Here is a 17,688-nt window from a genome sequence, read left to right as displayed (position 1 = left end):
ACGAAAAACAGAGCGCCGTGAACTCCCGCATCCCCATTTGCAGGCAGCCAAATCGCGCTCCGATCACCCCTCGGTAAGCTGACGGCATGACAGGACAAGTGCGAACCGTCGACGGCAGAGTTGCCGGCCGCCGCGGGCAGGCAACGCGGCAAAAGCTGCTCGACTGCCTCAGCGAAATGCTCAGTTCATCGCCGTATCGGGACGTCAAGGTCATCGATGTGGCCCGAAAGGCGGGCACTTCACCCGCTACGTTCTATCAGTACTTCCCGGACGTGGAAGGCGCCGTCCTCGAAATCGCCGAGGAGATGGCCAAAGAAGGCGCAACTCTGACCGATCTCGTCGCCGGACGCTCCTGGGTGGGCAAGTCCGGTTGGCAGACGGCGGAGGAGCTCGTCGACGGCTTCCTCTCCTTCTGGCGCAAGCACGACGCGATTCTGCGCGTCGTGGACCTGGGCGCGGCCGAGGGCGACAAGCGGTTCTACAAGATCCGCCTGAAGATCCTCAACGCCGTCAACAACTCCCTTGCGGAGTCCATCCGCGAGCTGCAGAGCAAGAACAAGGTCGACAAGGACGTGAGCCCGGCGGCCATGGCCGGTTCGATCGTCGCGATGCTCGCGGCGGTTGCCGGACACCAGAAGGGCTTCCAGAGCTGGGGCGTCAAGCAGGCGGAGCTCAAGCCGAACCTGGCGCTGCTGGTGCACCTCGGCGTCACCGGCAAGAAGCCGACGAAGTAACGCGCGGCGCCATCGTGTTCACACGGTGTGCCCCGACATCCCGGCCCGTCCGGGACAGTTCGCGATCCGTCCTGTATCCGTCCTGCCATAGCCGCACAGCCGCACACACAGCGGGTGCCGTCCCGCCCCTCAGGGGTTCGAACGGCACCCGCTGCGCGTGCACCCGCGCCGCTGCGGCGCATCCAGCGGTGCGCTGACCGCAGGTCACGGCACCGGCGACGCGCCCTCACCGCGGAGGCTCAGCGCCGCTCCAGCCGGAACAGCCGGATCTCCCGCTCGACGCGCGCCTGATAGGCCGCATACGGCGGCCAGAACGCCAGCGCCGCGCGCCAGGCCCGCTCCCGCTCCTCCCCGGTGAGCAGCCGGGCCCGTACCGCGATATCCGCACCGTGCCAACTCACCGACGCCTCGGGATGCTTGAGGAGATTGCCCGTCCAGGCGGGATGTCCGGGCCGCCCGAAATTGCTGCCGATGAGCAGCCAGCTGCCCCCGTCCTCGGGCATGCACGCGAGTGGCGTACGCCGTGGCTGCCCGCTCCTGGCGCCGGTCGCGGTCAGGATCACCCCGGGCAGCATCCGCGCGCTGAGCAGGACCTGGCCCCGGGTCAGCCGGTGCACCGCGCGGTCCACCGCGGGAACGACGTGCGGCGCGATCCGCGCGAACGCTCGCGTGGAAGAGACCTTCTGCACCATCCGCAGACCGGGCGGCATCAGGCACCGACCGCCTCTCGCGTGCCGGGTGTGAACAGCCCGGCCTGCTCCGCGGCGTACGCCCGGAGCCGGTGTACGGGGCCCAGCAGCAGTTCGTCGCAGGCCGCCCGCTTGAAGGTGAGATGCGCGTCGTGCTCCCAGGTGAAGCCGATGCCGCCGTGCAGTTGCACCGCCTCCGCCGCCACCGTCCGCAACGCTTCCAGCGCCTGCGCGAGCGCCAGAGCGCACACGCCCGGCTCTGCGGCGGCGCGGGCCCCGGCTGCCGGGTCACCACCCACCGTCCAGGCCGCGTAGTACGCCGCGGAGCGTGCCGCCTGCACCGCGACATACAGGTCGGCGAGCCGGTGCTGGACCGCCTGGAAGGACCCGATGGGCCGGCCGAACTGCTCGCGCGCCTGGACATGGGCGACGGTGCGGGCCAGCGCCGCGTCGGCCGCACCGACCGCCTCGGCGGCCAGCACCGCGGCCGCCACCGACCCCGCCGCCGCGAGCGCGGAGGCCACCGCGGCTCCGTCGTCACCGGACTCCCCCAGCAACTCGGCCGCTACCTCGCGGAGTTCCACCCTTGCCTGGCTTCGCGTCTCGTCCATCACCGTCTGCCGGGTCCGCAGCAGGCCGGACACCTCGGCGGGCGGGGCACCGCGAGCGTCCCCTTCCGATGTCCGGCCATCCGTCCGTACGAGGAAGAGCTGCGTGCGACCGTGCGCGAAACCGCCGGTGTGCGCGGCCACCACCAGTACGCCGGCGGTTTGGCCGTCCAGGACCTGCCCGGCCTCCCCGTACAGCCGCCAGACTCCGCCGTCGACCCGTGCCTGTATCCCGCCGGACCGGCCGCCGCCTGCCCAGTCGCCGTCGTTGGCCCCGGTCAGCGCGAGCGCGGTGGTCAGCTGTCCGCCGGGCACGACCAGCGCCCCGGTCAGCTGCCCGGCGGCGATGGCGGGCAGCAATTCGGTGCGCTGCCGGTCGGTGCCCAGCGAAAGGATCAGCGGAGCGGCCAGCGCCGCGGTCGCGACCAGCGGCGACGGCAGCAGCGCGCGGCCGGTCTCCTCGCCGACCAGGGCGAGTTCGGTGGGGCCGAACCCCGCGCCTCCGTAGGAGGTGGGCAGCGCGAGGCCAGGCAGCCCGAGATCTTGGGCGAGCCGGCGCCACAGCGCCTCGTCGTGGCCCGGCGGGGTGCGCACCGCCGCCTTGATCTCGTCCGGACCGCAGTGCTTGTGCAGCAGATCGCGCAGTGTGCGGCGGATCTCGTCCTGCTCCTCGGTGAACGCGGCATCCATCGGCGGGCTCCTCCCGGCCGTGCGACAGGGCCCGTCAGCGCGAGCGGCTGCGGTGCGCGCCGCCTGGCACCACGGCACCACTGGACACGCCCGCTCTAACTGACGGGCCGTCATAGTAGGGATCCGGCCCGCACTTTCCCAGTCACGCGCAGCGGTGGAAGCGGATCGCGGAGCACCCCGGGCCACCCGGGAGCGCGCCCCCTGCCCGGCCCCACCAGATCTGATGTACCGTCAGATAATGCCTTCAGGGAGCCCTTCCGGGAATCGCAAGGTCGCCGTCGCCGGAGTTGCCCTGTCCGACTGCGGACGCGTGGACGACGCCACCCCCTATGCCCTGCACGCCCAGGCCGCCCGCCGCGCGCTCGCCGACTCCGGCCTGGACCGGTCGGTGATCGACGGATTCGCCTCGGCCGGTCTCGGGACCCTGGCGCCCGTCGAGGTCGCCGAATACCTGGGCCTCACCCCGACCTGGGTCGACTCGACGTCGGTCGGCGGCGCCACCTGGGAAGTCATGGCCGCGCACGCCGCCGACGCGATCGCCGCGGGCCACGCGAACGCCGTCCTCCTCGTCTACGGCTCCACGGCCCGCGCCGACATCAAGGCCGGGCGACGCACCTCGAACCTCTCGTTCGGGGCAGGCGGCCCCCTCCAGTTCGAGGTCCCCTACGGGCACACCCTGATCGCCAAATACGCCATGGCCGCCCGCCGCCACATGCACCAGTACGGCACCACACTCGATCAGTTGGCGGAGATAGCCGTCCAGGCACGGGCCAACGCGGCAGCCAACCCGGACGCCATGTACCGCACTGCGATCACCGTCGACGACGTCCTGTCCGGCCCGATGATCGCCGACCCGTTCACCAAGCTGCACTGCTGCATCCGCTCCGACGGCGGCTGCGCGGTCCTGCTCGTCGCCGAGGACCACGTCGCCGACCTCGCCAAACCGCCGGTATGGGTACTGGGCTCCGGCACCGCGGTCTCCCACACCAGCATGTCCCAGTGGCCGGACTTCACGGTCTCGCCCGCGGCGGTCTCCGGCCGCCTCGCCTTTCAGCGCGCCGGCGTCCGCCCTTCGGAGATCGACCTCGCCGAGCTGTACGACGCCTTCACCTACATGACCCTGGTGACGCTGGAGGACCTCGGCTTCTGCGCCAAGGGCGAGGGCGGGGCGTTCGTGGAGAAGGGCCGGCTGCTGCGGGACGGCGCGCTGCCCGTCAACACCGACGGCGGCGGCCTGGCCGCCTGCCACCCCGGCATGCGCGGCCTGTTCCTCCTGGTCGAGGCGGTACGCCAACTCCGGGGGGAGGCCGGGCCGGGCCGCCAGGTCCACCGGCCCGACGGCCGTCTGCCCCAGCTGGCCGTCGCCTCCGGCACCGGCGGCTGGTTCTGTTCGTCGGGGACGATGATCCTGGGGCGGGACTAGAGCCCTAGGGCCCGGGGCCGACCGGTCCCGCGAGCCGTGTCAGGAGGCCGCGCGCCCGGCTCCCGCCGTGAGGTGTGGATCACGCGCGGGTCGCCTCCGATCCGGTACGGCCACGGCCCCGTTCTGCTTGGCTGGTGGCTTCGACGAGCACAGGGGGTTCGCACATGGCGCTCACGCACTGGGGATTCATCTACACGGCGGCCGGCAGCGCCGCGGGCGGCGATGCCAACACCGTGGACACGGGTGCGTGCCGCACCGTGCTCGTCGGGGTGGCGAAGCCCGAGGAAGCCGTCGAGGTGGCACGGCGGCTGGTGGACGAGGGTGTGCAACTGATCGAGCTGTGCGGCGGGTTCGGGCCGGTGTGGGCCGGGCGCATCATCGAGGCGATCGACGGTGCGGTCCCCGTGGGGACGGTGGGCTACGGGCCGGAAGCGGTCGATCAGGTGCACGCGATCTTCTCCTGACCGCCTACCGCCCGCGCGTCGCCCCGGCCCACCCGGCCGCTGCCCGCCGGTCTAGAGCCTCCCGATCCGCTGCTCGATGATGTCCGCGGCCCGGCTCGCGCCGCCCTCGGCGCGGGCCTCGGCGCGGAGTTCGGCCGAGCGTGCGGCGACGCGTTCGTCCGTGGTGAGTTCCTCCAGGGCCGTACGCAGTGCCTCGGCCGTGGCATCCGCCGTGTCGATGCGGCGGGCGACACCCAGCTCGACCAGCCGGTCGGCGTTGAGGAACTGTTCGGCGCCCTGCGGCACGGCGATCATCGGCACACCGGCGTACAGCCCCTCGCCGCTGCCTCCCATGCCCGCATGCGTCACAAACGCGTCCGCCTGCTCCAGGATCCCCAACTGCGGTACCCAGGAGCGCACTTCAATGTTCGACGGCACATCGCCCAGCTCCGCCGGATCGGTGTGCTTGCCGATCTGCAGCACCACCTGCCAGCCGGGCAGCTCCCCGAAGGCCGCCACGCAACTCCGGTAGAACTCCGGCTGCCGCGTGAACGCCGATCCCAGGGACACCAGCAGCACCTTCTCGGCCCCGGCGGGCCGCGTCCAGGCACCCTGTTGCTCCCGCAGCCGGTCGGCGAAGCACGGCCCGACGAACGTCACCGCTTCGTCGTCCACCCGGTCCGCATGCGGCTGCATGGCTCGCGGGATCATCGCCAGCGCCCTTCGCGGCCGGCCGGAGAACGCGTCCACGTCCGTGGTGACCGCACCGCACTCCGCCAGCCACGCCGCGAACCGCGCGCGGTAGACGTCGGCCCCCGGCAGCCCGGCGAACGCCGCGGCGAACTCCTCCTGGGCGCCCTCCCAGCCCACAAAGGTCGGCGACAGCTGCACGACGTCCCGGCCCTGGGCCTCGGCCAGGGCGCGGGCGGCGTAGGCCCCGACGTCGTAGAGGTACAGGTCGGCGGGGTCGTCGTCGTACACGGCGCGCAGTTGCGGCAGCATCGCCATCGCGTCGTCGAGGAAGAGCGAGGAGGCGGCGATCGGGTCCTGCGGCCAGTTGTTGTCGGCGACCGGCAGGGTGGTGGTGAGGCGGACGAACTCGGCGCCGGTGGTCGCGATCAGCTCGGCCGCGTGGTCGCTGTTGGCGTACGTCACGCGATGACCGCGGGCCACCAGCTCCCGGATGACGTCCAGCCCGGGCAGCACATGACTGACCATCGGCGCGCCGATCATGGCGATGTGGGCGGCCGGCCGGTGGGAGTCGCCGATGCCCTGACGGGCCTGGCGGGTGGCGGCGCTGTGCGCCTGGTGGACGTCGTGGGCAGGGTGAATACGACGCATCATGGGATGTCCTTCGGTACAGAGCTACGGCGGATGAGGACGACAGGCCCGGACCGAGCGGCACCACGGCGACGACGGCGGCTCAGCCGGTCGCGCGCGGGGCGCAGGTGGGTACGGGCGGCGGGGCGGCAAGAGCGCCCTCGGGCGTCTCAGCCGTAGATCTGGAGAAACTTCATACGGGAAGAGTAGACGCGGGCCGCGGATCGGGCGAAGCAATTTTTCACGGTGCCGGGCCCTGCCGCCCTGCGTCCGGCGCCGTTCTGCCGCCGTCCGTCCGCCACCGCCGGCCCTGCCCCGGGCGCGCTCTGCCCCGCCTTCTCCCTGGCCGCTCCCTGCCCGCCTCTTCGCCGCCCCACCTGCCCGCCGCCCGTCAGCCCCCGTCTCCCCCGTCAGTCCCGCGGCCGCCGACAACCGTCCCAACTACCGCCGCGTACGCCCCTGTTACTCGCCTTCCGCCGCTGCCCGTCCGGCGGGCAGGCGGGTGATGACACCGAATGCGGTACCGAAGGGGTCGGTGATGTCGGCCATCCGCCCGTACGGGGCATCCGTCGGCTCCGATGCCGTACCGCCGGCGGCGACCGCGCGCGCGGCCGCCTCATCCGTTCCGTCGACCTCGAACGTCGTCCGCCACCGGGACGCAGCGGCCCCCGGGTCGCCGAAGACGCCGCCGATCTCGTGCCCGTCCGGCCGCCGCAGGAAGGTGAAGTCGAAGTCCGGGAGGTCCTTGTTGCCGTCGAGGGTGAAGTCGAAGGTGTCCGCGTAGAAGCCGCGGGCGGGCTCGGGGGCCGAGGTGGCCAGGTCGTTGCGCACCAGAGTGCCGGGCTCGTTGACGTATTCGCAGCCGGCGAGGGCGCGCCCCTGCCACAGGCTGAAGCGGGCGCCGACCGGGTCCTCGACGACGGCCGTGCGGCACAACGTGCCGATGTCCTTGGGCTGTTGGAGCACCGTGCCGCCACCGGCCGTGATGCGTTCGGCTGTGGCGTCGCAGTCGTCGGCCGCGACGTACATCTGCCACCACGACTCGCCGTCGGGGTCCGCGGCCGACCGGGGCCGGAACGCCGCCACCCGCCGCCCACGCAGCAGACACATCGTGAACGGCCCGGTCGCCGAGGAGCGCTCCTCGTACGTCCAGCCGAACAGCGCGCCGTAGAAGGACTTCGCCCGTTCGAGGTCGGCCACCCCGAGATCGATCCACGTGGGTGTGCCGTACGGCTGGTTGATGGTGACCTCGCTCATCGGATGCTCCTCGGTGTGATGGTCCGTCGCGGGCACGGACCACGCTAGAGAGCATCGCGGACAGTTCCGGTCCTCGATCGCCTCAACTCCGGCGCCGCCGGATCGCTACAGGGGATCTATACAAGCGTCATAGACAAGCGTGTGAGACGGTTGTACAGTCGAGCATCGGCCGGTCGGCGCGAGCGCACCGGCCCGGAAATCGGCCAACCGCCCCGCATCGCGCGCGCCCGTCCGCAGCGCGAGCACCCGACAGGCGCCACCACAGATGTCCCATCCCACCCAGGCGCACCACAACCGAAGGGAACACCGTCATGTCCGGACCCGGTTCACCCCTGCGCACCCCTCAGACCGTGCTGATTTCCGGCGCCGGCATCGCCGGGCCCGCCCTCGCCCACCGGCTGCACCACCACGGCTTCGCCGTGACCGTCGTCGAACGCGCCCCCGAGCTCCGGACCGGCGGATACAAGGTGGACATCAGGGGCGCGGCCATCGACGTCGTCGACCGGATGGGCCTCCTGCCGGACATCCGGCGCGCGAGCACGGACATGCGGACCGGTGCCTACGTGAACGACGAGGGCGAACGCATCGCGACCCTCCCCGCCGGCATCTTCGGCGCCCGGGTCGGCCGCGACGACGAGATCATGCGCGGCGAGCTGTCGCGCCTCCTGCACGACCGCACGAAGGGGGACGTCGAGTACCTCTTCGGCGACTCGATCACCTCCCTGACCGAGCAGCCCGACGGCGGCGCCGGCACCGACGGCCGGGGCGACGGGCCGGGCTGCGTGGAGGTCACCTTCGAGCACGGCGCGCCACGCCGCTTCGATCTCGTCGTCGGCGCTGACGGTATGCACTCGACGGTACGGCGGCTGACCTTCGGACCGGAGAAGTCGTTCGTACGGCACCTGGGCGCCTACATCTCGGCCTTCTCCATGCCCAACGAACTCGACCTGGACCGTGAGGAGTTGTACCACCTGGTCCCCGGAAAGATGGTGTCCGCCTACAGCTCGGCCGGTGACCCGGCGGCGAAAGGGATGCTGGCCTTCCGCTCGCCGCTCCTGTCGTACGACCACCGGGACCGCGCGCAGCAAGTCGCCTTGCTGGAGGGCGCGTTCGCCGGGGACGGCTGGCAGGTGCCGCGGATGCTGGAAGCGGCCCGCGAGGCACCCGACCTCTATTTCGACGCCATGAGCCTGATCGAGATGGACAGCTGGTCGCGCGGGCGCGTGGTGCTGCTCGGCGACGCCGCGCACTGCGCGTCACCGGCCTCGGGCCAGGGCACGGGGATCGCGCTGGTCGGCGCGTACGTCCTGGCCGGGGAGCTGGCGGCGTCCGGTGGCGATCCGGCGGTGGCCTTCGCACGGTACGAGACGGCGATGCGCGGCTATGTCGCGGTCAATCACGCGCTGGCGCGGAAGTACGCGAAGGAGATGACCGTGGATTCCCGGTGGCAGATCCGGCTCCGGCACCTGATGCTGCGGATGCTGCCGCACATGCCGTGGAAGAAGCTGATCGCGAAGAAGATCGCCGGGGAGGTGCAGCGGGCCGCCCACGCCATCACGCTCAAGGACTATCCGGCGCGGTCGGCCGCGTCCTCCGCGGCGACACCGGCACCGGCTCCCGCGGCGGCCTCCGCTTCGGCGCCCGGCGGCCCGCCGTACGCTGCCTGACATGGCCGATCTTCCCGCGCACCAGGACACTCCGGACGACGACGCCCCCGCCGCCGACCGGCACACCGACGATGCCGCCTCCCGCGCGTTCCGCGATCTGCTGCGCGGGCTGCGGGTCTGGGAGAACGCCTTGCCGGCGTTCGACCCGGCCCGCGCGCCGGCCGAGCCCCTGGCGCTCTTTCGCCGGTGGCTGCGGGAGGCCGCGGAGGCGGGGGTTCCCGAGCCGCACACGATGACGCTGGCGACGGCCGACGCGGACGGCGACCCGTCCGTGCGGACCCTCATGCTGCACGACGCCGACGAGCAGGGCTGGCACTTCGCCTCCCACCGCGGCAGCCGCAAGGGCCGTGAACTCGCCGCCCGGCCGCGGGCCGCCCTCGGCTTCTACTGGCCGGCGGTCGGACGTCAGGTACGCGTACGGGGCACGGTCACCGCGGCGGGCCCGGAGGAGAGCGCGGCCGATCTGCACCGCCGGTCGACGGGGGCGCTGGCCGCGGCGCTCGTCGGGCACCAGAGTGAGGTGCTCTCCTCCACCGAGGAGCTGGAGCGGGCCTCGGCCGCCGCCTGGGACCGCGCCCGGAGGGAGCCGGACGCACCCGTCCCGAGCTGGACGCTCTACGTCCTGCACCCCGAAGAGGTCGAGTTCTTCCAGGGAGACGCGCAACGCCGCCACCTTCGCCTCAACTACCTTCGCGAGAAGGGTGGTTGGCGGCAGGAGTTGCTGTGGCCGTGAGGCCGGCGCCCTACAGCTTCTGGTACATGATATGCAGCCCCACATAGCCCTTGGTGGGGTGCCGGAAGCCTTCCGGGAGGGTGCCCACGATCTCGAAACCGAGGGACTTCCAGAGTGCGACGGCGCCGGTGTTGGTCTCCACCACCGCGTTGAACTGCATGGCGCGGTAGCCCTCGGCGCGCGCCCAGACCAGCGTGTGTTCCCCCAGCGCCCGCCCGACGCCGCGTCCGCCGTACTGCGGATCGACCATGAAGCTGGCGCTCGCGATGTGCGAGGCGCGGCCCATGTGATTGGGGTTCATCTTGGCCGTGCCCAGGACCGTGCCCGACTCGTCCACGGCGACGACCGTACGGCCCGGCGGCCGGAGCATCCACATGTCCCGGGCGGTCGGCTCATCGAGGTCCTGGGGGTAGGTGTAGGTCTCCCCGGCGGCCACGATGGTGTGGAGGAAGGGCCAGATGGCGGGCCAGTCGGCCGCGGTCGCTTCACGAATCAGCACCAACCCAGCATGCCGCGCGCACGAACGGCATGCCACGCCATTTCGCCCCCTCCGGTCACGAACCCCGGGGCCGACGGTCGCCTGTCGGGCTGTCGGGCTGTCGGCGTACCTCGTCGCTTGCGTCGCCCGGACTCGCTCGGCCCGGTCGGGAACGCGGCCTATTCGGGCCGGAATACGGGGATCACCGGCCCGCCCCGGCCCGCGGCCCCTCCCTTGCCCACCGCAGCCCCGCCGCCGTCCGCCACCGCCCGCTCCGCGCGGAAGGACACCACCAGCGGCATGCCGATCCGCAGGTCCGCCTCCGGGCAGTCGATGATCTCGGTCATCATCCGGGGGCCCTCCGCGAGGTCGGCCACGGCAGCCACGTAGGGGACCCGTTCGCCGAAGGGCGGCAGGTCGTTACGGTGCACGACCGACCACGTGTACAGGGTGGCCCGGCCCCCGGCCGGCTCCCAGGTGACGTCCTCGCTCCAGCAGTACGGACAGAACTCGCGCGGGTAGTGGTGAGCGGCCCCGCACCCTCGGGCACGGCACCGGCGCAACAGCAACCGCCCTTCAGCCGCCGCGTCCCAGTACGGCCGGGTGAAGGCGTCCACCTCCGGCAGATCGAACCGCGCCGCACTCCCCGCCCCCGTCACAGGAAGGCTCCCATCGCGGCATCGAGCGACCAGACCTGCCAGCTCATCGCGAAGAGGGCGACCAGGGAGATCAGCGCCATCATCGCGTTCTGCCCCTGCTCCGCCCAGTCGTGGATCATCAGCACGAGGTAGATCAGATTGAGCAGCAGACCGGCGATCAACGCGATCGGCGTGAGGAAGCCCAGCACGAGGCCGAGCCCCAGGGCGAGTTCCGCGTAGGCGACGACATACGCCATCGCTTTGGGACGCGGACGTACGACCTTGTCGAAGCCGCCCCGGACGACACCCCAGCGGTGCTTGTCGGCCACGTCCGCCGCCCAGGCGACGCCCTTGCCCTGGAACCAGTCCTTCTTGTCCTTGTGGCGCCAGCTCTCCAGCCACCACAGGCCGAGACCGATACGGAGCACGGCCTGCCATTCGGCTCCGTCGAGCCAGATCGTCTGCATCGCGCACGCCCTTCCCGCTGCTCACCCGAATCCGTGGACCGCATGTCACGCCCGTTGACCACGACGCCCGCCGCACGACGCCACTGCGGTGGCGCGCGGCACGCCCTGCTTCCCGGGCCACACGCCACGACCCGGCGCCTCTCCACGCGCGCGGGAGCACGAGACAAGCACCAAAGCGCACGCCGCCGCCCACCACCTTCGAGCATTTCTGACGGTACGTCAGTTCAACCGAAAGCCACCACGCTCCGCAAGGGGGCAAACACGACCACCCGCACGCACACCGCGCGGCCGCACCCCCGAACGCCGCGTCCGGTGCGGCGCCCCGACCGCCCTGTCCGGAGACGCCATCCCGTCGAACGAAACCCGATCGACTCCGGACCGGGGTTCGGGCACCCGCCCGTCGCGGGAAGCTTTACCGTGCAGCCCCATTCCTGACGTGCCGTCAGTTCAGTAATCTGACCATGCGTCAGGTCAAGTAATGAGAGCCGTCACACAGGAGCGGGCGTCTGCGATGCTTGGATCGACTCACGGCACCCTCACCACGCACTCCCGGCCGGCCCGCGTCGTGGCCTGCGGGGAGCAACCACCCCACACCGTCCACGGCGTGCGGGACCCGATCGGCGACAGCGGCGGGCAACGGGCCGACGGAGCGGTCGACCTCGATGTCAGCGGCCGCCCGCTGCACGCCGCGGTGCCCGACCTGGACCGCTTCTTCCGGCCCGGTTCGGTGGCGGTGATCGGCGCCTCCGACAGCGAAGGCCGCCCCAACACCGGCATCACCCGGCAGCTGATCGACTGGGCCGAGCGCGTCGGCGCCCGGCTCCATCCCGTCAACCCGGGCCGTTCCCACGTCTTCGGCCTGCCCTGCCACGCTGCCGTCGGCGAGCTGCCCGAACCGGTCGATCTGGGCGTGGTGCTGGTCGCCGACCCCGTGCCCGTCATCGAGCAACTCGCCGAGGCCAAGGTGAAGTTCGCGGTGGCCTTCGCCTCCGGCTTTGCCGAGACCGGAGCGGACGGCGCGGCCGCCCAGGCCCGGCTGACCGAGGCCGTCGAGCGTTCCGGACTGCGGCTGCTCGGCCCGAACACCAACCTCAACGCCTTCGAGAAGTTCCGCGACGACCTGGACGGACCGGCCATCGCGCTGATCACCCAGTCCGGCCACCAGGGCCGCCCGGTCTTCACCCTCCAGGAACTCGGCATCCGCCTCTCCCACTGGGCACCGACCGGCAACGAGGCCGATCTGGAGACCGCCGACTTCCTCTCCTACTTCGCCTCCCGCCCCGAGGTCGGCGCCATCGCCGCGTACGTGGAAGGTCTCAAGGACGGCCGCAGCTTCCTGCTCGCCGCCGACCGCGCGGCCCGCAACAAGGTGCCGGTCGTCGCCGTGAAGGTCGGCCGTACCGAGACCGGCGCCCGCACCGCCGCCTCACACACCGGCAAGCTCACCGGCGCCGACGGTGTGGTGGACGCCGCGATGCGGCAGTTCGGTGTGATCCGGGTGGACGGCCTCGACGAGCTCCAGGACACCGCGGCACTGCTGGCCCGCGCCAAGAAGCCCACCGCCGAGGGAGTCGCCGTCTATTCGATCTCGGGCGGCACCGGTGCGCACTTCGCCGATCTGGCGACCGCCGCGGGGCTGCGGCTGCCGACCCTCGCGGACGCCAAGCAGAGCGAGCTGCACCAGTGGATACCGGACTATCTGCACGTCGCCAACCCCATCGACAACGGCGGGCACCCGGTCGGCGACTGGCGAGGACGCAAGATCATCGACGCGATCCTCGCCGACCCGTCCGTCGGCGTGCTGATCTGCCCGATCACCGGGCCCTTCCCGCCCATGAGCGACAAGCTCGCGAAGGACCTGGTGGAGGCGGCGGAGCAGACCGACAAGCTGGTGTGCGTGGTGTGGGGCTCGCCGGTCGGCACCGAGGACGCCTACCGCACCACCCTCCTCGGCTCCTCGCGGGTGGCGACCTTCCGCACCTTCGGCAACTGCATCACCGCCGTCCGCGCCTATCTCGACCACCACCGCTTCACCGCCGGCTACCGCTCCCCCTTCGACGACGCGCCGCGCGTGCCGTCGCCCTCCGCCCGCAAGGCGCAGGCGCTGATCCGTCCCGGCCGGCAGCTCAGTGAGCACGCGGGCAAGCAGCTGTTGCGCGCCTACGGCATCCGCGTCCCCCGCGAACAGCTGGTGACCAGCGCCGCGGCGGCCGTACGGGCGGCGAGCCTGGTCGGCTATCCGGTGGTCATGAAGGCATCGGGCCCGCAACTGGCGCACAAGAGCGAACTCGGGCTCGTGAAGATCGCGCTGACCTCCGCCAGCCAGGTCCGCGACGCCTATCGCGAACTCACCGACATCGCCCGCTACGAGGACATCCCGCTGGACGGCGTCCTGGTCTGCCAGATGGTCGAACCCGGTGTCGAGATGGTCGTGGGCGTCACCCACGACAGCCTCTTCGGCCCGACGGTGACGGTCGGCCTCGGCGGGGTGCTCGTGGAAGTGCTGCGCGATGTCGCGGTGGGGGTACCGCCCTTCGGGGAGGACCACGCCCGCGCGATGCTCGGCGAACTGCGCGGCCACGCCCTCCTCGACGGCGTACGCGGCGCCCCGCCCGCGGATGTCGACGCGCTCGTCGAAGTCGTGCTGCGCGTGCAGCGCATGGCACTCGAACTCAGCGACGACCTCGCGGAGCTGGACATCAACCCGCTGGTCGTCCTGCCGCGCGGGCAGGGCGCCGTGGCGCTGGACGCGCTCGCCGTCTGCCACTGAGCGCGGCGGCGCGGGGCGCCGCGGCCTCGGCCATGGCACATGCACCGGCGACAGCAGAAGCACCACCCGCGCCCACACCACCCACGCCGCCGCCACCGCCGACCGGGCACAGCCCCACCGCACGCTTCTCCACCGCACGCTCCCCGACCGCACGATCTGGAGCCGCTCCCCCATGACGCCCTCCCCCGAGCCCGCCAACCCGCCGAACACCCCCGACACCCCCCGGACGCCCTCCACATCCCGGAACACGGCACCGGCCCCCGCCGAAGGCGCCGGCCGGACCGATCCCGCCGGCCCCGTCCACTCATTGGTACTCCACGCCACTGACAACGGCGTCTCGTGGATCACGCTCAACCGGCCCGCCGCGATGAACGCCGTCACCTGGGAACAGCGCGAACGCATCATCGACCTGCTCGCCGACGCCTCGGCCGACCCGGACGTACGGGCCGTCGTGATCACCGCGACCGGCAAGGGATTCTGTGCCGGCGCGGACCTGCGCGGGTCGCCCTCGGCCGGCGACCGGGTGCCCGGCGATGTCGCCCGGATGATTCGCCGTGGCGCCCAGCGCTTCATCGCCGCGGTGCAGGACTGCGAGAAGCCCGTCATCGCCGCCGTCAACGGCACCGCGGCCGGCCTCGGCGCCCATCTCGCGTTCGCCTGCGATCTGGTGCTCGCCGCCGAATCCGCGCGCTTCGTCGAGGTGTTCGTACGGCGCGGGCTGGTGCCGGACGGCGGCGGGGCCTACCTCCTGCCGCGGCTGATCGGTCCGCAGCGCGCCAAGGAGCTGATGTTCTTCGGGGACGCGCTGCCGGCAGCCGAGGCGGAGCGCCTGGGGCTGGTCAACCGGGCTGTCCCGGACGGCGAGTTGGCGAAGACCGCTCGGGAGTGGGCGGAACGGCTGGCGGCGGGCCCGACCCGGGCGCTCGCCCTCACCAAACAGCTGGTCAACGCGTCGCTGGACGCCGGCCGGGAAGCGGCCTTCGCCGCCGAGGCGACCGCCCAGGAGATCAACATGACCACTGCGGACGCGCAGGAGGGCGTGGCGTCCTTCGTCGAACGCCGCACTCCGACGTACCGGGGGCGTTAGTCCGAGCCCCGGCCGCGGACCGCCTCTCGTCCCTGCGCACGGTCGGCCTCCACTCCCCGGCTCGCCGCCGGCGGCGGCGTGGACGGGCGTTCTGCGCGGTGCGTGCCGGCCACCCGCGCCTCCCCGTGCCCCGTGGGCGCCGGGCTGCCCGTGGCCGCGCCCGCCAGCACCAGCAGCCCGGCCGCGAGGATGCCGGCCCGGACGGCGCCGCCGAGCCTGTCGGTTGACCTCATCGTCGACTCCCGTCTCCGCCGGCCCCGCGCCGGAGCCGTCCACACGGAACACGGTCGACGCCCGGGGTCCGTATGACACGGGCCGAGGTGACCTGCGTCACGTGCCGCTACGGGTCGAACCACGGGGCTCGTCATCGAACGAGCCCCACCCTTCCCCCGCCGCGCCCGTCCGCCCCGCCCCCCCCGCGATCACTTCTCCTCGGCGCCGCAGACCGGCACCTCACGGGTGTTGCGTGTACGCACCCCGGGCAGCCAGCCCGTCACGCCCTCGGCGCTGCGTACCCGATACCAGCGTGAGGACGTCACGCCCGCCTCGTCACGGACCAGCCGCCCGTCGGTGATCACGCACCGCGCGGCCAGCACAGCTCCGTGCCAGACCCGGCCGGCGGCGTTGTCCCGCGCCGCGTACTCGGCGTACGGGTCCTTGGCCAGGCGCAGTGCGCACTCCAGGGAGCGGGTGGCGCGGCAGGCCGACTCGCTGTTGTAAACGGTGAGCGGCACCGTCGGGCCGGTGGCGGCCGGCTGCTGCGCGCCGGTGCCCGCGCTCACCAGCCACCACACACCCAGTGCCACGGCGGCCACCGTCGCCGCGACGGTGAGCGCGATGACGTACGGGTGGCGGCGCGGCAGCGCGACCACCGCGGGCGCCACCGCCTGCCCGCCCGGCTCCTTGATGCGGGCCCACAGCCCCGGCGGCATCTCGATCTGCTCGTCGGCGCGGCGCAACCGCGCGCGCAGCAGCGCCTCCGCGTCCTCCCCGAAGCCGTCCCCCTGGCCCCCGCCGAAGCCCTGGCCACCCCCGCCGCGCACGCCGCCGACGCCCCCGGGACCGCCGTCCGCCTCCGGGCCGCCCTCGGGCCCGTGCGCGCCGTCCTTCGCCTCGCCGCCGTACCTCGGCCCCGCGCCCACCGTGTCGCTCACCTCCCCGCCCGTCCGTGCTCCGATTCAACGAGGTAGGCGCGCAGCCTGTCCAACGCGCGGGCGCGATGCCGGGCGGCCGTACCGCGGTGCACCTTCATGATCTCCGCGGCTTGGTCGATGGTGTACCCGTCGAGGTCCACGAGGATGACGATCCCGGCCTGGCGATGCGACAACCGCCCCAGTAACCGCACGACTTCGAGCTCGGCGTGCCGCCGGCCCACGCCACCGTCCCAGCCGCCCGGCGCCCCGCCGAGGCCGGCTCCCGCACCGCCGGACCCGCCGCCCGCGCCGACCTCCTCGACGCCGTCCCACGCGTCGAACAGCACCTGGCGCCGGTCCTTGCGGTAGGAGTCGCGGGCGACGTTGAGCACGGTGGTGAAGGCGTAGGCGTACGGCTCCGGGTGGGCCAGGAAGCGCTGCGGACGTGCGGCGAGTTTGAGGTACGCCTCATGCACCACATCCTCCGCGGACTGTCTCGAACCTGCCACCATCACCGCCCGCCGGTAGAGCCGGGGCAACAGCCCGCAGAAGACCTCGTCGAAGGTGGGTGAGGCGGTGGACGAGGGTGACGACGGCGTCGCATCGGCCATGAACCGGAACTCTCCCCGTGCTTGGCTACGGGCGCGGCCGGGTTGGTACCCGTACGGATGGCAGCCAATCAGCAACCCGACGGCGGCACCCTCCCGATCCGCCGCCCCTCACCCCCTGGGCGCCCTCAAACCACCCCTGCGGGTGGCCGCGCCCGAGGGCACTCCCGCTCTCCCCTCCCTCTCCGTCCCGTCCCCCGGCTCCCCTCCCTTCCCATCTGACGCTGCATCAGATTCAATGGAAAGCATGATGGGACATGCGGGAATGGCGGCCACGGCCGTGCGGTATCTGCGTTCGGTCGGCGCACCGACCACGGCCGCCGCGCCGTCGGCGGCCCCCTCCACCGCCCCGCTGCCCCGGCCGGCGCTGCGCGCGGTCCGGGACGGCGAGCGGGCGCCCGTGGACCCGGGCGAGTTCCGTGCGGTCCTCGGGCACTTCGCCAGCGGCGTCACGGTCATCACGGCGCCTTGCGAGGACGGGCCCGCGGGGTTCGCCTGCCAGTCGTTCGCCTCGCTCTCCCTCGACCCGCCCCTGGTGACGTTCATGGTGGCGCGTACGTCGACCACCTGGCCGCGCATCGCCCGCGCCGGCGTCTTCTGCGTCAACGTCCTGGGGGCCGAACAGGGCGAGCTGTGCCGCGGGTTCGCGGTCAGCGGCGGCGACAAGTTCGCCGGTGTCCCCTACGTCTCCGCCCCGGTCACGGGGTCACCCCGGCTGACGGACGTCCCCGCCTGGGTCGACTGCGCGATCCAGGCGGTGCACACCGGTGGCGACCATCTCATCGTGGTCGGCCGCGTCGAGGCCCTCGGCTCGGATCCGGCCGCGGCGGAGGGCGGTCCGCTCCTCTTCCACCGGGGCGCCTTCGGCCGCTTCAGCGCCTGACCGGCGCACCCGGCACGTCCCGCGGTCCGCCTGCCTGCCTGCCTGCCTGCCAGGGGTACC

The 17,688-nt window shown here is 72.5% G+C and carries 18 protein-coding genes; 8 read left to right on the top strand and 10 right to left on the bottom strand.

Translation table 11 applies throughout. The annotated features are described in order from the left end of the window. The first annotated feature begins 86 nt into the window (after positions 1–86). A complete protein-coding gene (locus QOM21_RS20735; RefSeq protein ID WP_407552117.1) occupies positions 87–734 on the top strand; it encodes a TetR family transcriptional regulator in 648 nt (215 codons plus the stop codon). A 239-nt stretch (positions 735–973) separates the two neighbouring features. Here the strand turns inward: QOM21_RS20735 and QOM21_RS20730 are convergent, their stop codons facing one another. Further along, complete coding sequence (locus QOM21_RS20730) at positions 974–1,444, bottom strand: nitroreductase family deazaflavin-dependent oxidoreductase (protein ID WP_407552115.1); 471 nt, start codon at positions 1,442–1,444, stop codon at positions 974–976. Next, positions 1,444–2,721, bottom strand: a complete 1,278-nt coding sequence (locus QOM21_RS20725; RefSeq protein WP_407552113.1) for an acyl-CoA dehydrogenase family protein — start codon at positions 2,719–2,721, stop codon at positions 1,444–1,446. The genes QOM21_RS20730 and QOM21_RS20725 overlap by 1 nt, the downstream gene beginning before the upstream one ends. A gap of 238 nt (positions 2,722–2,959) precedes the next feature. On the opposite strand from QOM21_RS20725, the gene QOM21_RS20720 reads away from it, so the two are divergent. Both QOM21_RS20720 and QOM21_RS20715 read left to right on the top strand, forming a co-directional pair. After that, entirely contained in the window at positions 2,960–4,144 is a 1,185-nt protein-coding gene (locus QOM21_RS20720; protein WP_407552111.1) for a thiolase C-terminal domain-containing protein, read from the top strand. 164 nt (positions 4,145–4,308) lie between these two features. After that, the gene (locus QOM21_RS20715; protein WP_407552109.1) at positions 4,309–4,608 is read left to right on the top strand and encodes a DUF6506 family protein; all 300 of its coding nucleotides are present in this window, start codon (positions 4,309–4,311) and stop codon (positions 4,606–4,608) included. A gap of 51 nt (positions 4,609–4,659) precedes the next feature. On the opposite strand, the gene QOM21_RS20710 is transcribed toward QOM21_RS20715, so the two are convergent. Beyond that, complete coding sequence (locus QOM21_RS20710) at positions 4,660–5,820, bottom strand: macrolide family glycosyltransferase (RefSeq protein ID WP_407555737.1); 1,161 nt, start codon at positions 5,818–5,820, stop codon at positions 4,660–4,662. Between the two features lie 549 nt (positions 5,821–6,369). Then, a complete protein-coding gene (locus QOM21_RS20705; protein WP_407552108.1) occupies positions 6,370–7,164 on the bottom strand; it encodes a VOC family protein in 795 nt (264 codons plus the stop codon). Positions 7,165–7,475: 311 nt separating this feature from the next. Here QOM21_RS20705 and QOM21_RS20700 point away from each other — a divergent pair, with 311 nt between their 5' ends. Both QOM21_RS20700 and QOM21_RS20695 read left to right on the top strand, forming a co-directional pair. Next, entirely contained in the window at positions 7,476–8,831 is a 1,356-nt protein-coding gene (locus tag QOM21_RS20700) for an FAD-dependent monooxygenase (RefSeq protein ID WP_407552106.1), read from the top strand. Position 8,832: 1 nt separating this feature from the next. Beyond that, positions 8,833–9,564, top strand: coding sequence for a pyridoxal 5'-phosphate synthase (locus tag QOM21_RS20695; RefSeq protein ID WP_407552104.1), 732 nt, complete (start codon positions 8,833–8,835; stop codon positions 9,562–9,564). A 10-nt stretch (positions 9,565–9,574) separates the two neighbouring features. On the opposite strand, the gene QOM21_RS20690 is transcribed toward QOM21_RS20695, so the two are convergent. The 3 genes from QOM21_RS20690 to QOM21_RS20680 all read right to left on the bottom strand — a co-directional run bounded on the left by QOM21_RS20690 (position 9,575) and on the right by QOM21_RS20680 (position 11,147). Next, positions 9,575–10,063, bottom strand: coding sequence for a GNAT family N-acetyltransferase (locus tag QOM21_RS20690; RefSeq protein ID WP_407552103.1), 489 nt, complete (start codon positions 10,061–10,063; stop codon positions 9,575–9,577). Positions 10,064–10,221: 158 nt separating this feature from the next. Continuing rightward, positions 10,222–10,701 (bottom strand): Zn-ribbon domain-containing OB-fold protein, encoded by a 480-nt coding sequence (locus tag QOM21_RS20685; RefSeq protein ID WP_407552101.1) that lies wholly within the window; start codon positions 10,699–10,701, stop codon positions 10,222–10,224. Then, positions 10,698–11,147 carry a DoxX family membrane protein gene (locus QOM21_RS20680; RefSeq protein WP_407552100.1) on the bottom strand — a complete coding sequence of 150 codons (450 nt, stop codon included), beginning with the start codon at positions 11,145–11,147 and terminating at the stop codon, positions 10,698–10,700. Before QOM21_RS20680 ends, QOM21_RS20685 begins: the two co-directional genes overlap by 4 nt. Before the next feature lie 511 nt (positions 11,148–11,658). On the opposite strand from QOM21_RS20680, the gene QOM21_RS20675 reads away from it, so the two are divergent. Further along, a complete protein-coding gene (locus QOM21_RS20675) occupies positions 11,659–13,917 on the top strand; it encodes an acetate--CoA ligase family protein (RefSeq protein WP_407552098.1) in 2,259 nt (752 codons plus the stop codon). 172 nt (positions 13,918–14,089) lie between these two features. Beyond that, positions 14,090–15,004, top strand: coding sequence for an enoyl-CoA hydratase/isomerase family protein (locus tag QOM21_RS20670; RefSeq protein ID WP_407552097.1), 915 nt, complete (start codon positions 14,090–14,092; stop codon positions 15,002–15,004). On the opposite strand, the gene QOM21_RS20665 is transcribed toward QOM21_RS20670, so the two are convergent. From QOM21_RS20665 to QOM21_RS20655, 3 genes are all read right to left on the bottom strand, one after another. Continuing rightward, positions 15,001–15,237 carry a hypothetical protein gene (locus tag QOM21_RS20665; RefSeq protein WP_407552095.1) on the bottom strand — a complete coding sequence of 79 codons (237 nt, stop codon included), beginning with the start codon at positions 15,235–15,237 and terminating at the stop codon, positions 15,001–15,003. The genes QOM21_RS20670 and QOM21_RS20665 overlap by 4 nt on opposite strands. A gap of 189 nt (positions 15,238–15,426) precedes the next feature. Beyond that, entirely contained in the window at positions 15,427–16,158 is a 732-nt protein-coding gene (locus QOM21_RS20660; RefSeq protein ID WP_407552094.1) for a hypothetical protein, read from the bottom strand. Next, the gene (locus tag QOM21_RS20655) at positions 16,155–16,748 is read right to left on the bottom strand and encodes an RNA polymerase sigma factor (RefSeq protein WP_407552092.1); all 594 of its coding nucleotides are present in this window, start codon (positions 16,746–16,748) and stop codon (positions 16,155–16,157) included. Before QOM21_RS20655 ends, QOM21_RS20660 begins: the two co-directional genes overlap by 4 nt. Positions 16,749–16,983: 235 nt before the next feature. Here QOM21_RS20655 and QOM21_RS20650 point away from each other — a divergent pair, with 235 nt between their 5' ends. Further along, positions 16,984–17,628: a flavin reductase family protein gene (locus QOM21_RS20650; RefSeq protein WP_407552090.1), complete on the top strand. Its 645-nt coding sequence runs from the start codon at positions 16,984–16,986 to the stop codon at positions 17,626–17,628. Positions 17,629–17,688: the final 60 nt, after the last annotated feature.

Source organism: Streptomyces sp. Pv4-95, assembly GCF_045782725.1.
Classification (GTDB): Bacteria; Actinomycetota; Actinomycetes; order Streptomycetales; family Streptomycetaceae; genus Streptomyces.
Note: the sequence above shows the minus strand (reverse complement) of the source record. Positions and strands in the feature narration are given on the sequence as shown.

Bases quoted from the DNA above. Each gene is read 5' to 3' on its own strand.
- QOM21_RS20650 (WP_407552090.1), top strand. From the start codon at position 16,984: ATGGAAAGCATGATGGGACATGCGGGAATGGCGGCCACGGCCGTGCGG.
- QOM21_RS20670 (WP_407552097.1), top strand. From the start codon at position 14,090: ATGACGCCCTCCCCCGAGCCCGCCAACCCGCCGAACACCCCCGACACC.
- QOM21_RS20705 (WP_407552108.1), bottom strand. From the start codon at position 7,164: ATGAGCGAGGTCACCATCAACCAGCCGTACGGCACACCCACGTGGATC.
- QOM21_RS20655 (WP_407552092.1), bottom strand. From the start codon at position 16,748: ATGGCCGATGCGACGCCGTCGTCACCCTCGTCCACCGCCTCACCCACC.
- QOM21_RS20720 (WP_407552111.1), top strand. From the start codon at position 2,960: ATGCCTTCAGGGAGCCCTTCCGGGAATCGCAAGGTCGCCGTCGCCGGA.
- QOM21_RS20700 (WP_407552106.1), top strand. From the start codon at position 7,476: ATGTCCGGACCCGGTTCACCCCTGCGCACCCCTCAGACCGTGCTGATT.
- QOM21_RS20730 (WP_407552115.1), bottom strand. From the start codon at position 1,444: ATGCCGCCCGGTCTGCGGATGGTGCAGAAGGTCTCTTCCACGCGAGCG.
- QOM21_RS20735 (WP_407552117.1), top strand. From the start codon at position 87: ATGACAGGACAAGTGCGAACCGTCGACGGCAGAGTTGCCGGCCGCCGC.
- QOM21_RS20725 (WP_407552113.1), bottom strand. From the start codon at position 2,721: ATGGATGCCGCGTTCACCGAGGAGCAGGACGAGATCCGCCGCACACTG.
- QOM21_RS20710 (WP_407555737.1), bottom strand. From the start codon at position 5,820: ATGATCGGCGCGCCGATGGTCAGTCATGTGCTGCCCGGGCTGGACGTC.
- QOM21_RS20695 (WP_407552104.1), top strand. From the start codon at position 8,833: ATGGCCGATCTTCCCGCGCACCAGGACACTCCGGACGACGACGCCCCC.
- QOM21_RS20680 (WP_407552100.1), bottom strand. From the start codon at position 11,147: ATGCAGACGATCTGGCTCGACGGAGCCGAATGGCAGGCCGTGCTCCGT.
- QOM21_RS20715 (WP_407552109.1), top strand. From the start codon at position 4,309: ATGGCGCTCACGCACTGGGGATTCATCTACACGGCGGCCGGCAGCGCC.
- QOM21_RS20675 (WP_407552098.1), top strand. From the start codon at position 11,659: ATGCTTGGATCGACTCACGGCACCCTCACCACGCACTCCCGGCCGGCC.
- QOM21_RS20665 (WP_407552095.1), bottom strand. From the start codon at position 15,237: ATGAGGTCAACCGACAGGCTCGGCGGCGCCGTCCGGGCCGGCATCCTC.